Source organism: Streptomyces sp. ICN903, from assembly GCF_022015835.1.
GTDB lineage: Bacteria > Actinomycetota > Actinomycetes > Streptomycetales > Streptomycetaceae > Streptomyces > Streptomyces fenghuangensis.
On sequence record NZ_JAKMAY010000169.1, the window covers coordinates 1 to 12,770 of the forward strand.

General features: G+C 73.9%; 14 protein-coding genes. 11 read left to right on the top strand and 3 right to left on the bottom strand.

All coding sequences use genetic code 11. The annotated features are described in order from the left end of the window. The first annotated feature begins 179 nt into the window (after positions 1–179). Positions 180–1,133, top strand: a complete 954-nt coding sequence (locus L7D48_RS17730; RefSeq protein WP_374492653.1) for a hypothetical protein — start codon at positions 180–182, stop codon at positions 1,131–1,133. Between the two features lie 96 nt (positions 1,134–1,229). Then, the gene (locus L7D48_RS17735; protein ID WP_308312305.1) at positions 1,230–1,697 is read left to right on the top strand and encodes a Uma2 family endonuclease; all 468 of its coding nucleotides are present in this window, start codon (positions 1,230–1,232) and stop codon (positions 1,695–1,697) included. A gap of 39 nt (positions 1,698–1,736) precedes the next feature. Here L7D48_RS17735 and L7D48_RS17740 read toward each other — a convergent pair whose 3' ends face one another. Both L7D48_RS17740 and L7D48_RS17745 read right to left on the bottom strand, forming a co-directional pair. Further along, entirely contained in the window at positions 1,737–2,906 is a 1,170-nt protein-coding gene (locus L7D48_RS17740) for a zinc-dependent alcohol dehydrogenase (protein WP_237880427.1), read from the bottom strand. Beyond that, a complete protein-coding gene (locus tag L7D48_RS17745; RefSeq protein WP_237880428.1) occupies positions 2,903–3,379 on the bottom strand; it encodes a hypothetical protein in 477 nt (158 codons plus the stop codon). The genes L7D48_RS17740 and L7D48_RS17745 overlap by 4 nt, the downstream gene beginning before the upstream one ends. A 218-nt stretch (positions 3,380–3,597) precedes the next feature. On the opposite strand from L7D48_RS17745, the gene L7D48_RS17750 reads away from it, so the two are divergent. From L7D48_RS17750 to L7D48_RS17790, 9 genes are all read left to right on the top strand, one after another. Beyond that, on the top strand, positions 3,598–4,185 hold the full coding sequence (locus L7D48_RS17750; protein WP_237880429.1) for a Uma2 family endonuclease: 588 nt from the start codon (positions 3,598–3,600) through the stop codon (positions 4,183–4,185). Positions 4,186–4,390: 205 nt separating this feature from the next. Next, positions 4,391–5,662 (top strand): aspartate kinase, encoded by a 1,272-nt coding sequence (locus tag L7D48_RS17755; RefSeq protein WP_237880430.1) that lies wholly within the window; start codon positions 4,391–4,393, stop codon positions 5,660–5,662. Continuing rightward, entirely contained in the window at positions 5,659–6,753 is a 1,095-nt protein-coding gene (locus tag L7D48_RS17760; protein WP_237880431.1) for an aspartate-semialdehyde dehydrogenase, read from the top strand. Before L7D48_RS17755 ends, L7D48_RS17760 begins: the two co-directional genes overlap by 4 nt. Before the next feature lie 515 nt (positions 6,754–7,268). After that, positions 7,269–7,859, top strand: coding sequence for a SigE family RNA polymerase sigma factor (locus L7D48_RS17765; protein ID WP_237880432.1), 591 nt, complete (start codon positions 7,269–7,271; stop codon positions 7,857–7,859). Continuing rightward, a complete protein-coding gene (locus L7D48_RS17770) occupies positions 7,856–9,229 on the top strand; it encodes a hypothetical protein (RefSeq protein WP_237880433.1) in 1,374 nt (457 codons plus the stop codon). The genes L7D48_RS17765 and L7D48_RS17770 overlap by 4 nt, the downstream gene beginning before the upstream one ends. 80 nt (positions 9,230–9,309) lie before the next feature. Continuing rightward, positions 9,310–10,191 carry an SURF1 family protein gene (locus L7D48_RS17775; RefSeq protein WP_237880434.1) on the top strand — a complete coding sequence of 294 codons (882 nt, stop codon included), beginning with the start codon at positions 9,310–9,312 and terminating at the stop codon, positions 10,189–10,191. 93 nt (positions 10,192–10,284) lie between these two features. After that, entirely contained in the window at positions 10,285–10,932 is a 648-nt protein-coding gene (locus L7D48_RS17780; protein WP_237880435.1) for a hypothetical protein, read from the top strand. 101 nt (positions 10,933–11,033) lie between these two features. Further along, positions 11,034–11,564 carry a SigE family RNA polymerase sigma factor gene (locus L7D48_RS17785; protein ID WP_237880436.1) on the top strand — a complete coding sequence of 177 codons (531 nt, stop codon included), beginning with the start codon at positions 11,034–11,036 and terminating at the stop codon, positions 11,562–11,564. 14 nt (positions 11,565–11,578) lie between these two features. After that, the gene (locus L7D48_RS17790) at positions 11,579–12,367 is read left to right on the top strand and encodes a hypothetical protein (RefSeq protein ID WP_237880437.1); all 789 of its coding nucleotides are present in this window, start codon (positions 11,579–11,581) and stop codon (positions 12,365–12,367) included. A gap of 58 nt (positions 12,368–12,425) precedes the next feature. Here L7D48_RS17790 and L7D48_RS17795 read toward each other — a convergent pair. Further along, positions 12,426–12,770 (bottom strand): hypothetical protein (locus L7D48_RS17795; protein ID WP_237880438.1); only part of this gene is annotated, 345 nt, incomplete at its 5' end.

Below are 12,770 nucleotides of genomic sequence, written 5' to 3' on the forward strand. Positions count from 1 at the left end.
CCCTCCCTGCGGCGCGCGTACAGCGCGCGTACAACAACCGTGCCTGCGGGGATGACCTGAGGTGACCGGGTCGCGACGATCGGTTGCGCCGGTGTAGCGTGCCGATCAAAGAACTCGACCCCCGGCGGTGCGCCAACACCGGTCGGGGGTCTGACCACCGATCGACAGGACCTCGATCCATGGCTGCACAAGACCTTAGCGCCGGCATGCCCGCGCACAAGCACCCCATGGCGTCACCGGGCTACGGAAAGCGCACCGCGCCCGGCCAACGGCCGCGTACGGCGGCCGACTTCGCGCACCTGCCCCGGCGCGAGGCGTCCGTCGCCGCCTACCTCGACCGGCTGCCCGACGGCGCCGACATCTCCGTGAAGATGCTGGCCAAGGTGCTGCCGGACTACGGCCAGTGCGCGCTGGGCACGGTGCTGCGACGGCTGTCGGAGGCCGGGCACCTGCGGCGCGGGCGCGAACACATCACCGGCGGCGGCAGCCCGCGCTGGGTGACGCGCACGTACTTCTCGCGGACGGCGCGCGGCGACGCGTGGTGGGCGGCGTTCCTGGCGGGGGAGCACCCGGGGGACGAGCCCGCACCCGCGTCCGTACCCGCACCCACAGCCGGAGCCGCGCCCGCCCGGGAGACGGCACCCGCGCCCGAGCCCGTACGGCCGCCGCGTTCGCGGGCGTACGGCGTGCTGGCCGGGCTCGGCCGCGCCGAGCCGCGCATGGCGCTCTCGGCCGCCGACTGCGCGGCCCTGGAGGAGCTGGCCGGGCAGTGGCTGGAGCGCGGGGCGGACGAGCGGCAGCTCACCGGCGCGCTGACCGCCGGGCTGCCGCCGGAGGTCCATCACCCGGCCGCCCTCGCCCGCAGGCGGCTGACCGACAAGCTCCCGCCCGAGCCCGTACCCGCACCCGAGCCGGCGTCCGCGCCCGGCCCCGCCTCCGGATCGCCGGGACCGGCCGTGCTGCGGATGGCGGAGTGCACGGTGTGCGGCGTCCCGGGCCGCCCCGAGGCCCTTCCCGGCGGCCTGTGCCGCGACTGCCGGGGTCTGCCACAGGCCGCCCCGGCCGGTCCCCCGCCCGCCGAGGTCAGAGCGCGCGTCGACCGCCTGCGCGCCGCCGCCAGGGCGAGGTGCTGACGTGGGACGGGAGGCCCGGATGCTGGTGGAGGAGTTCGAGCGGATCGAACGGCCGCGCCCGAGACGGTCTGGCTGGAGTTCGTCCGCGGCCGGCTGGTGGTGAAGCCGGGGGCGGACGGTGCCCGGGGCGCGATCCTCGTTCACCTGGTCAGAGAGTTCCTGGCGGAACGCCCCGAGTCGGTGCTCTACCCGTACCGGGGCCTGAAGGTGGGGGCGGGCCGGGAGGACCGGGCCCGTCCCGACGGGACTCTCGCGCCCGGTGGGCACTTCGCGGGGGACGGGGAGTGGTCCGAGCCCGGCGGTGTGCTGATGACCGCCGAGATCACGACGGGCGACCCGGACACCGACCGGCGTGACCGGGTGGAGAAGCGAGACGCCTACGCGGCGGCGGGCATCCCTGTCCACCTCCTCGTCGACCGCGACGACCACAGCGTCACCGTGCACTCCGAGCCGGAGGGCGGCACGTACCGGAGCCGGACGACACGGCCGTACGGGGCCGTGGTGGAGATCCCCGACCCGGTCGGGATCACGCTGCGGACGGAGAAGCTCAAGGACTACGCCTGACGTGCCCGCCGGGGCCGCCCGCCGGGGCCGCCCGGCGGGCTACGGGTGGAAGACCGCGCGTACGCAGCCGTCCTTCTTGTGCTTGAACATGTCGTAGCCCTTGGCGGCCCGGTCCAGGGACATGGTGTGGGTGGCCAGGTGGGCGGTGCTGATCTCGCCGGCCGCGATGCGCTCCAGCAGCATCGGGATGTAGCGCTGGCCGTGCATCTGCGCGCCGCGCAGGGTCAGCCCCTTGTTGACGACCATGCCGAGCGGGAACTTGTCGACCGCTCCGGCGAAGACGCCCAGCACGAAGACGGTGCCGCCCTTGCGGCAGGCGTGGATGGCCTGGCGCACGGCGGTGGGGCGGTCGGTCTGGAGGCGGAGCTGGTGCTTGGCCTGGTCGTAGAGGTAGCCCGGCCCGTTGCTGTGGGCCTCCATGCCGACGGCCTCGATGCACACGTCCGGGCCCCGGCCGCCGGTGCGCTCGCGCAGTTCGGCGGCGACGTCGGTGGAGGTGTAGTCGATGGTCTCGGCGCCGGTGTACGTCTCGGCCATCGCCAGCCGCTCGGGGTAGCGGTCGATGCAGATGACGCGCTCGGCGCCCTTGAGGACGGAGGCCCGCGCCGTCATCTGGCCGACCGCGCCGCAGCCCCACACCGCCACCACGTCGCCGGGCCTCACCCCGCCGAGGTCGGCGCCCATCCAGCCGGTGGGGACGGAATCGGAGGCGAACAGCGCGCTGAGGTCGTCGACGCCCTCGGGGACGGAGAAGGCGCCGTAGTCGGCGAAGGGGACGCGCACGTACTCGGCGTGGCTGCCGCGGATGCCGCCCATGGCATGCGAGTAGCCGAAGATCCCGGCGGTCTCGTAGCCGAAGAGGGCCTGGCCGATGCCGGGGTTGGTGTTGGTGTTGTCGCACAGCGACCACATGTCGTTCTGGCAGTACCAGCAGCGGCCGCAGCCGATGAAGGAGCACACCACGACCCGGTCGCCGACCCGGTGGCGGCGCACCCCGGAGCCGGTCTCGACCACCTCGCCGACGAACTCGTGCCCGATCACGTCACCGGGCCGCATGGCGGGGATGTAGCCGCCGATGAGGTGCAGGTCGGACCCGCAGGTGGTGCTCAGCAGCAGCCGCACGACGATGTCCTGGTCGTTGCGGATCTCCGGTTCGGGGATCTGCTCGACCGACAGCTTGTTGACGCCTTCCCAGCACAGAGCCCTCACAGCACTCCCTCCCCGCCGGCGCGCTTCGACGCCAGTCCGACGGCCTTGCCCCCGACGGTGTCGCCGCGTCCGGTCGGCGGCGCGTCCGGCAGCATCACCTCACCGGCCTCCAGCAGGGACTTGGCCTCGCGCAGTGCCCGCCGCACTCCCTGGCGCGGGTCCTTGCCCGCGAGCCGGGACGGCAGTGAGGCGGAGGCGGGCGGCGCGGGTTCGCGCAGCCGGGCGGCCAGTTCGGTGCCGCGGTCGCCGGGGGCGGGCCGTACGGTGATCTCCAGCGCGTCGCCGAACTCGTCCAGGGGGCTGGGCGGGGTGTCGCGGGGCATCACGTCGGTCGGTGCGCGGTTGATGGTCACGACCATCCAGCGGCTGCCGTTCTCCCGCGCCCTGCGCCGTGCGGTCGCGGCCCCGCGCAGGGCCGCCGCGCCGGCCCCGGCGCCCGCGAGGACCAGTGCCGTGCGTGCCAGTCGGTTCATGGCCTTCCGCCTCCCGCTCCGTCTGCCGTCGTCGCCGTCCGTACCGTCCTTGCAGGGCTGTCCGTGGTACCCCCGGACGGCGGCGGCCATGCGCGGGGCGGGAGAGGGACGGGACAGGGTGTCCGAACGGCCCGGTGCTCACCCCTACGGGCGATGGAACGGGGAAGTCGCCGGGTAGGCTGACGAAGTCGGCGAGGATACGGCTCATGGGAGCGGTGATGAGTGCCGAGCCCGAGTACGCGTGGCCGCGACCGCCGGCGGGCGGGTACACCACCGAGGACCTGGACCGGATTCCCGATCTGCCCCCGCACACGGAGCTGATCGACGGGAGCCTCGTCTTCGTGAGTCCGCGGACCAAGTTCCACATGCGCGCGATGCGCCTGCTGGAGCACCGCCTTCTCCACGCCGCCCCGCCCGAGCTGGAGGTCGTTCGGGAGATGACCGTCACTCTCGGGAAGCGGGACCGTCCGGAACCGGACGTCCTGGTCGCACATGCGGACGCCGACACCGGCCCGCGGCAGACCGGTTACCGCCCCGAGGACGTCGTGCTGGCCGTCGAGGTGGTGTCGGACGACTCCGGGGCGCGCGACCGCGAGACCAAACCGCGCAAGTACGCCGCGGCCGGGATCCCGCACTTCTGGCGGGTGGAGGCGGGAAAGGACGGCTGGAGCCCCGTCGTGTACGTCTTCGAGCTGGAGCCCGCCACCCGCACCTACGCCGTGACCGGCATCCACCACGAGCGGCTGAAAACGGATGTACCGTTTCCGGTGGATATCGACCTGACCGCGGTCGCGCGGCGGGTGTGAGGTGCGCAACGTTCCCGTGTGAAGAGCCCGTGAGCGGGCAGGGGTGCCCGCTGAGCCGGTGCGACGTGGCGCCGCGCCGCGCTGCTTGTGGGCGGTACATCTCACGATGTGGTAGAGGCGGGGTCGAAAAGGCCTGCTCGGTAAACTGAAGCGACCGCTGGGCTCCTGTACGGGGGCCCCGGAAGACAGATTACGAGGAGCGCACGTGGGCCTTGTCGTGCAGAAGTACGGCGGCTCCTCCGTTGCCGATGCCGAGGGCATCAAGCGCGTTGCCAAGCGAATCATCGAAGCCAAGAAGAACGGCCACCAGGTGGTCGTCGTGGTTTCGGCGATGGGTGACACGACGGACGAGCTGATCGATCTCGCTGGAGAGGTGTCCCCGGTCACATCGGGGCGCGAGTTCGACATGCTGCTGACCGCCGGGGAGCGGATCTCCATGGCCCTGCTGGCGATGGCGATCAAATCCCTCGGCCACGAGGCGCAGTCGTTCACCGGTAGCCAGGCGGGCGTCATCACCGACTCCGTCCACAACAAGGCCCGCATCATCGACGTCACACCGGGCCGTATCAAGACCGCGCTGGACGAGGGCAACATCGCCATCGTCGCCGGTTTCCAGGGCGTGTCCCAGGACAAGAAGGACATCACCACCCTGGGCCGGGGCGGCTCGGACACCACCGCGGTGGCGCTGGCCGCCGCGCTGGACGCCGAGGTCTGCGAGATCTACACCGACGTCGACGGCGTCTTCACCGCCGACCCGCGGGTCGTGAAGAAGGCCCGCAAGATCGACTGGATCTCGTTCGAGGACATGCTGGAGCTGGCCAGCTCCGGCTCCAAGGTGCTGCTGCACCGGTGCGTGGAGTACGCACGCCGTTACAACATCCCGATCCACGTCCGCTCCTCCTTCTCCGGGCTGCGGGGCACGTGGGTCAGCAACCAGCCGCAAGGGGACCAGCCGATGGAGCAGGCGCTCATCTCCGGTGTCGCACACGACACCTCCGAGGCGAAGATCACGGTCGTCGGAGTGCCGGACAAGCCGGGCGAGGCCGCGAAGATCTTCCGGGCCATCGCGGACGCCGAGCTGAACATCGACATGGTGGTGCAGAACGTCTCCGCCGCGTCCACCGGCCTGACCGACATCTCCTTCACCCTGCCCAAGACCGACGGCCGCCGGGCCATCGAGGCGCTGGAGCGGGCGAAGGCCTCCATCGGCTTCGACTCCCTGCGCTACGACGACCAGATCGCCAAGATCTCCCTGGTCGGCGCGGGCATGAAGACCAACCCGGGCGTCACCGCCACCTTCTTCGAGGCGCTGTCGAACGCGGGGGTCAACATCGAGCTGATCTCGACCTCCGAGATCCGCATCTCGGTCGTCACCCGCAAGGACGACGTCAACGAGGCCGTCCGCGCGGTGCACACCGCGTTCGGCCTGGACAGCGAGAGCGACGAGGCGGTCGTCTACGGGGGCACCGGGCGATGACCCCCGCCGGGGGCTTCCCCCGAGCCCCGATCGGTCGCGCCGACCGGCCAACCCTGGCCGTGGTCGGCGCGACCGGGGCCGTCGGCGCCGTGCTGCTGGGACTGCTGTCGGAGCGCGCGGACGTCTGGGGGGAGATCCGCCTGGTCGCCTCGGAGCGCTCGGCCGGCCGCAAGCTGGCGGTGCGCGGTGAGGAGGTCGAGGTCCTCGCGTTGGGCGAGGAGGTCTTCGACGGTGTGGACGTCGCGATGTTCGACGTGCCCGCCCAGGTCGCGGCCCACTGGGCGCCGGTGGCGGCGGCCCGGGGCGCGGTGGTGGTGGACAACTCCGGCGTGTTCCGGGCGGACCCGGACGTACCGATGGTCGTCCCCGAGGTCAACGCCCACGCGGTGCGGGCCAGGCCCCGCGGCATCGTCGCCAACCCCGGCTGCGCCACCCTGACGATGATCGTGGCGCTGGGCGCCCTGCACGCCGAGTGGAGCCTGGAGGAGCTGGTCGTCTCCACCTACCAGGCCGTCTCCGAGTCCGGGCGGCGGGGCGTGGAGACCCTGCGCGAGCAGCTCGCGGCCGTGGCCGGCACCGAGCTGGGCGTCCACCCCGGCGACGTACGGCGCGCGGTGGGCGACACCGGCCCGTACGCGGCGCCGGTCGCGCTCAACGTGGTGCCCTTCTCCGGGGCGCCGGCCGAGGACGGCTGGACGACCGAGGAGCTGGCGGTCCGCGAGGAGACCCGCAGGATCCTGGGCCTGCCGGGGCTGCGCGCCACCGCCACCTGCGTGCGCGTACCCGTCCTCACCACCCACTCGGCGTCGGTGCACGCGCGCTTCGAGAACGAGGTCTCGGTGGGCGAGGCGCACGAGATCCTGGCCAACGCGCCGGGCGTGGTGGTGTGCGACGACCCCGCGACGGGCGAGTTCCCCACCCCCGCCGACGCGGTCGGCACCGATCCCGCCTGGGTGGGGCGGGTGCGGCGCTCGCCGGACGACCCGCGGGCGCTGGAGTTGTTCCTGTGCGGCGACAACCTCCGCAAGGGCGCCGCGCTCAACATGGCGCAGATCGGCGAACTGGTCGCGGCCGAGCGGGCCGGGGAATGACCGGAAACCGCCGTCGGTCCGCGGCCGATCCGCCGCGGACCTGACACGGCCCCGGCGCGGTACCGGCCCGGCGCCGCGCAGCCGAGGGCTTCCGGCGGGCGGCGGAACGCCCCGCCCCGGCGGTCCGGGCGCGGCGGAGGGCGGGCCGTGAGCCCTGGCGCCGGTGGCCGAATCCGGACAGGGCGGCACCGGTTGTGAAGGACTTGTAATGAAGTCATACCTGGTAACCGCTTGATCCAGACCAGCCTTCTGAACGAGGATTTTCCTCCGCATGCCCGGAACCGCGATCCGGGCGCGGGCGTCTCCTGTTCCACTGCCGGAAGCCGAAGGCGCCTGTTCGGCGGCGGAGAGGAAGAGGTGGTACGCATGCGGTCGCCCGGTTCGCCGGAAAGAACGACGCTCCGCGCGTACAACCCTGACGGGGGGAAGCGTGTCCAACAGGCGTGGCAGAGGCACTCGGAATCGCAACGGCGCCCGTACGGGCCCCCGCGGGCGGCGGCACGTCCGGCAGGGGCATGCCCGTGATCGCTCCCTGGTCGGCTTCCCGTCCCGGACGGCTCCCCTCGCAGTCGAGGGACGCTGACGGCACGATGGCAGCGGGCACCACAGTGGCGGGCACCACTGTCGACCACCTCACCGAGACCTACCAGGCCCACTACCGCTCCCTGCTCGGGCTCGCCGCCCTGCTGCTCGACGACACCGCGTCCTGCGAGGACGTGGTGCAGGAGGCGTTCATCCGCGTGCACTCGGCGCGCAGGCGGGTGCGGGAGCCGGAGAAGACCCTGGCCTACCTGCGCCAGACCGTCGTCAACCTCTCCCGCTCCACACTGCGCCGCCGCATCCTGGGGCTGAAGCTGCTCTCCAAGCCGATGCCGGACATGGCCAGCGCGGAGGAGGGCGCGTACGCGCGCATCGAGCAGGACGAGTTGAAGAAGGCGCTGCGCAAGCTCCAGCGCCGCCAGCGGGAGGTGCTGGTCCTGCGGTACTTCGCGGACATGACCGAGGCGCAGGTCGCCGAGACGCTCGGCATCTCGCTCGGTTCGGTGAAGGCGTACGGCTCCCGGGGCATCGCCGCCCTGCGGGTCGCGATGGAGGCGCCCGCATGAGCGGCGACGGACGGCACGAGGAACAGCGCGACCCGCACGGGGAAACCGGAGCCGGACACGGCGAGGGCGGCGGGCGGGAGGGACGGGGGCCGGAGGTGAGCGGCTCGGCGGGCGATGACCCGACGGGCACTTCGGCGGAGACCCCGGCGGATCCGGACACCCCGGTGGCCGGCCCGGACGCCCCGGCGGATCCGGACGCCCCGGTGGATCCGGACGGTCTGGACGAGCGGTCGCTGCGGCTGATGCTGCACGGCGCCGTCGAGGACGTCGCGCCGTCCCCGGACGCCCTCGAACGCCTCCACCACGCCGTACCCGCCCGCCGTGCCCGCCGCAGGCAGCTGACGGTCGGGGCGGCCGCCGCCGCCCTCGTCATCGGCGTGGCCACCCCCGCCCTGATGACGAGCGGTGTCATCACCCGGGTCCTGGACGGCGACACCACCAACGCCGCCAGCGCCCAGGAACGGCGGGACGGGGCCGGTACGGGCGGCCAGAGCGGCGACGCCGCCGACCAGGGAGCCGACCAGAACTCCGCGGGCGGCGGGCGGCAGGACGCGTCGGGTTCGCGAGAGAACTCCGGCAGGGGCGGCTCCGCGTCGTCCCCCGAGACCGACGACACCCTCGGCCCCACCTCGCCGAGCTGCCTGCGCTCCCAGATCGGCGACGGCGGCTCCACGGTGAGCCCCGCCGACGCGGACGGCCATGTGTACGGGGCCTTCAAGGTCACCAACATCTCGGACGCCTCCTGTCTGGTGGACGGGTCCGACACCGTCACCGCCACCCCGATGGGTGCCGCCGACCCGACCGGCTTCAGCGTCGTCGACCACACCTCCGGCGGCAGGGCCGCCAGACTGCCCGACCCGCAGCTCGAACCCGGCTCGTTCGTCCTGGAACCGGGCAAGTCGTACACGGTGCGGTTCGCCTGGGTGCCCAGCGAGGGCGGCGGCGCCACCGGCTGCCCGGCGAGCCCCGGCCCCGGTCCGACGGCTCCCGGCGACTCCTCCGGAGGCACGGACTCCGGCGGCACCGGCGGCACCGCCGGCGGCGACGCGGGCGGCGGCACCGGCGCGACCGGCGGAAGCGGCGGCACGGACTCCTCCGGCGGCACCGACACCGGCGGCGGCACGGCACCCCCCGACGGCGGCCAGGGCAGCGAGGGCGGCGACACCGTCGAGGAGCCCACCGAGAGCAGCGGCAGCGGCATCAGCCCCCAGCTCGCGTACGACACCGGCGGCTCCGGCTCGGGCGCCGCGGCGGCCTCGGTCGTCCTGCGCTACGTGCCGGCGGCGGGCGAACCGCGCATCGGCAAGATCGAGATCGCCGGGGCCTGCGCCGGGACGGTGTACCGCACCGGCCCCGTCCCGGTGGGCTGAACGCACGGCGGGCGGCGCGAGCGGCACGCGGAGCGGGGGCGGGTGGGCCGCTCCCGCCCCGCCCCCGTACCGTTGAGGGCGTGTACCGGTTCCTGCTGACCCCGCGCTGGTGGGTGATCAACCTCTTCGTGCTGCTGTCGATCCCCGTCTGCCTGTTCATGGGGAGCTGGCAGCTGAGCCGCTTCGAGGACCGCGTGGACTCCCACCAGACCCGGCAGGAGCGCTCCGAGGAGGGGATCGCCGAGGCCGACGCCAGGCCGCTGGACGATCTGCTGCCCCTCACCCAGGAGACCGCCGGGCAGGCCGCCCGCAGCACCGGCCGCTATGACACGGACCACGAGTTCCTGGTACCCGGCCGCCACCTCGGCGACCGCGAGGGCTTCTACGTGCTGACCCCGCTGCGCACCGGTGACGGCCGGGCCCTGCCCGTCGTACGCGGCTGGCTGCCGGGCGAGGCCGACCCCGCGCGGGTGCCCGCGCCGCCGGCCGGCGAGGTGAGCGTCACCGGGGTGCTCCAGGCGCCGGAGAGCCAGAGCTCACCGGGCGCCGTCGGCGGCGCCCTGCCGAAGGGCCAGGTCGGCATCATCAGCGCGGCCACGCTGGTCAACCTGGTGCCGTACGAGGTGTACGACGTGTGGATCACCGTCCAGCGCGCGCAGGAGCCGATGGAGGCGGTGCCGCCGGTCGCGGCGGCGGGCACCGGACTGGACCTGAAGGCGTTCCAGAACCTGGGCTACACCGCGCAGTGGTTCGTCTTCGCGGGCTTCGTGGTCTTCATGTGGTACCGGCTGTTCCTCCGCGAGGCGGAGACCGCCCGCGATCTCGCGCTCGGCATCGAGGCGCCCGCCGGGCCCTCCGGGCCCGCCGACCCGCCCGGGCCCGCCGCCGAACCGTCCCCGGTGCGGGAGGAGACCGCCGCGGCGGTCCCCGGTACCGCGTCCGGAGAGAAATCCGCTCCCTGACATAGATTCCGCCCTCCCTCCACGTCTGAGTCATGACGACGAGGAACGGCGTACGCCCCCTGCGGACGCGTACGCCCACGACGTGGAGGAAACATGAGCAAGCAGCGGTTCGTCGCGGCCGGGGTCGCCGCCGTCGCACTGGCGGGCCTGGGCGGCACCGCCTTCGCCCTCCAGGGCCAGGGCCAGAGCCAGGGCCACGGGCCGGGCGGGGACCGGGCAGCGGCCCGTCCCGCCGCCGCCCCCGAGCGTCCGGCCGGCAAGGAGACCACCGGCCCGCGGGCGTCCTCGGTGGTGCGGGTGGTGGAGCCGTACGAGCCGGTGGAGATCGGCCAGGGCGCGCTGATGGGCCTGCTGCCGGAGGGCAGGCAGAACTACGTGGTGTCCTGGGGCGGCCCGGAGGCCTTCCGGGAGGACGTCGAGTTCGCCAAGGGCATCGTGGGCGACGACATCCGCCCGAACACCATCAGCGGCGGCTACCACTCCGACGAAGGCGAGGTGCTGTTCACCGGGGCGTTCCGCACCGACGTCGTGCCGGGCCGGATCACCGTCCGCACCGCCGACGGCACCTTCGACGCGAAGATGCTGCGGCTGCCCGGCGACCCGGGCTGGGGCGCCTACCACCTCGACGCGGGCCGCACCGACGCCCTCTCCTCGGACGTCGTCGTCACCGCCTACGCACCCGACGGCGGCGTCATCGACACCCTGACGATGACGTCCCCCCGCGTCCCCCGCACGCCGTAGCCCGCCGGCCGTCCCACGCAACGAGACCACGGACGCACGCCGCCGGGCCGGGAACGAGTCCCCGGCCCGGCGGCGGCCCCACGGCGAACCGAGGCACCCGTTTGAAGACGAGCGCGGAAGCGGAGTACCGGCGGTACGTGGCCGACCGGTGGCCGCGCATGCTCAGGACCGCGTACCTCCTCACCGGCAACCACCACGACGCCGAGGACCTGGCACAGGTGGCGCTGGCGAAGGCGTACACCGGATGGGAGCGTGTGCAGCGTGCCGGAGACCCGGACGCCTACGTCTGGCGCATCATGATCAACGCCAACGCGGACCGGCTCCGCAGACTGAAGGTCCGGGAGTGGCTGACCACCCGCTTCCCCGAGCGGCAGACCGCGGACCGGGCCGACCAGATCGTCGACCGCAGCCTGCTGATGGAGGCGCTGGGCCGGCTGCCGGCGCGGCAGCGGGCGGTGGTGGTCCTGCGCTTCCTGGAGGACCGCAGTGAGAGCGAGGTGGCGGCGGTGCTGGGCACCGGGATCGGCACGGTCAGGAGCCACACGGCCCGGGCCCTGGCCAGACTCCGCCGTGACGGCGCCGTCCTGGGCCTGGGCGCGGGACGCGGCAGGGCGGCGGTGGTGAACCGGTGAACGGGGACACGCCGTTGGACGAGGGAACCCGGACCGGGGCGGGAACGGGGGCCGAGGCCGCCCGCCTCGCTGAGGCCATGCGCCGCGAGGCCGGCACCCTGACCGCGGGCCCGGCACCGGTGGAGACCCTGGTGAGCGAGGGCCGCCGCCTGGTGCGGCGCCGCCGGACGGCCGCGGGCGCGGCCGCCGCGGCCGTACTGGCCTGCCTGGCCGGCGGTGTGCTCCTGCCACCGCTGCTCGCCTCCTCCGGCCCCGCCCCGGCCGCACCGCCCGCCGCCTCCCCCGTACCGCCGGCGCCGTCCGCGACACCCGCGGGTGTGCGGGTGGTGGAGCCGTACGAGCCGGTGGAGATCGGCCGGGGCGCGCTGCTCGGGCTGCTGCCGGAGGGCAGGCAGAACTACGTGGTGTCCTGGGGCGGCCCGGAGGCCTTCCGGGAGGACGTCGAGTCCGCCAGGGGCATGGTGGGCGACAGCATCCGCCCCGGCGGCCTCAGCCTCGGCCACAGCTCCACCCCGGAAGGAGGCGTCCTCTACACGGGCGCCTTCCGCACGGAGACCGAACCGGCCCGCATCACGGTGACGGCCGGCGGCCGCACCTGGGAGGCGGGGATGGTGCGGCTGTCCGGTGACCCGGGCTGGGGCGTGTACCACGTCGACGCGGGCCGCGCCGGGCTCGGCACCCGCGCCACCGTCACCGCGTACGGCCCCGACGGCACCGTCCTGGCGCGCAGCGACACCGGCGGCGGGATCCGCGACGGTGCCGGCGGCGGAACCCGCGACGGCGGCACGGACCCCGCCCGCTGACCCCCGTCCCCGGCCGCGTCACGGGGGCGGCCGGGGACGGACCGGGCACGGCGCCGGCTCAGCAGCCGTCGTACCGCCAGTCGCCCTTCTCGCGGACCCACTGCTGCTTGCGGTGGTCGAACCTCGGCTCGTCGCCCACGCCGTACGTCACGTACGCGGTGTCCTCGCCCCAGAACTCGTCGGCGGAGAACCGCTCCAGGGCGTACCGCCTGCCCTCGGTGTTCGCCTCCGCCGCCCGCTCCAGGGATCCGGCGACCACCTCCTCGGTCACCTCCTGGCGGCAGCGGTCCGAGTACATCGCGTACACGGCCCCGGCGTCCGGCTCGAAGTAGGCGTCGACGTAGCGGCTCACCGCCTCCTTCAGCGCGGCGACGTCTTCCGGGTCCGGGGGAAGGGGCGCGGG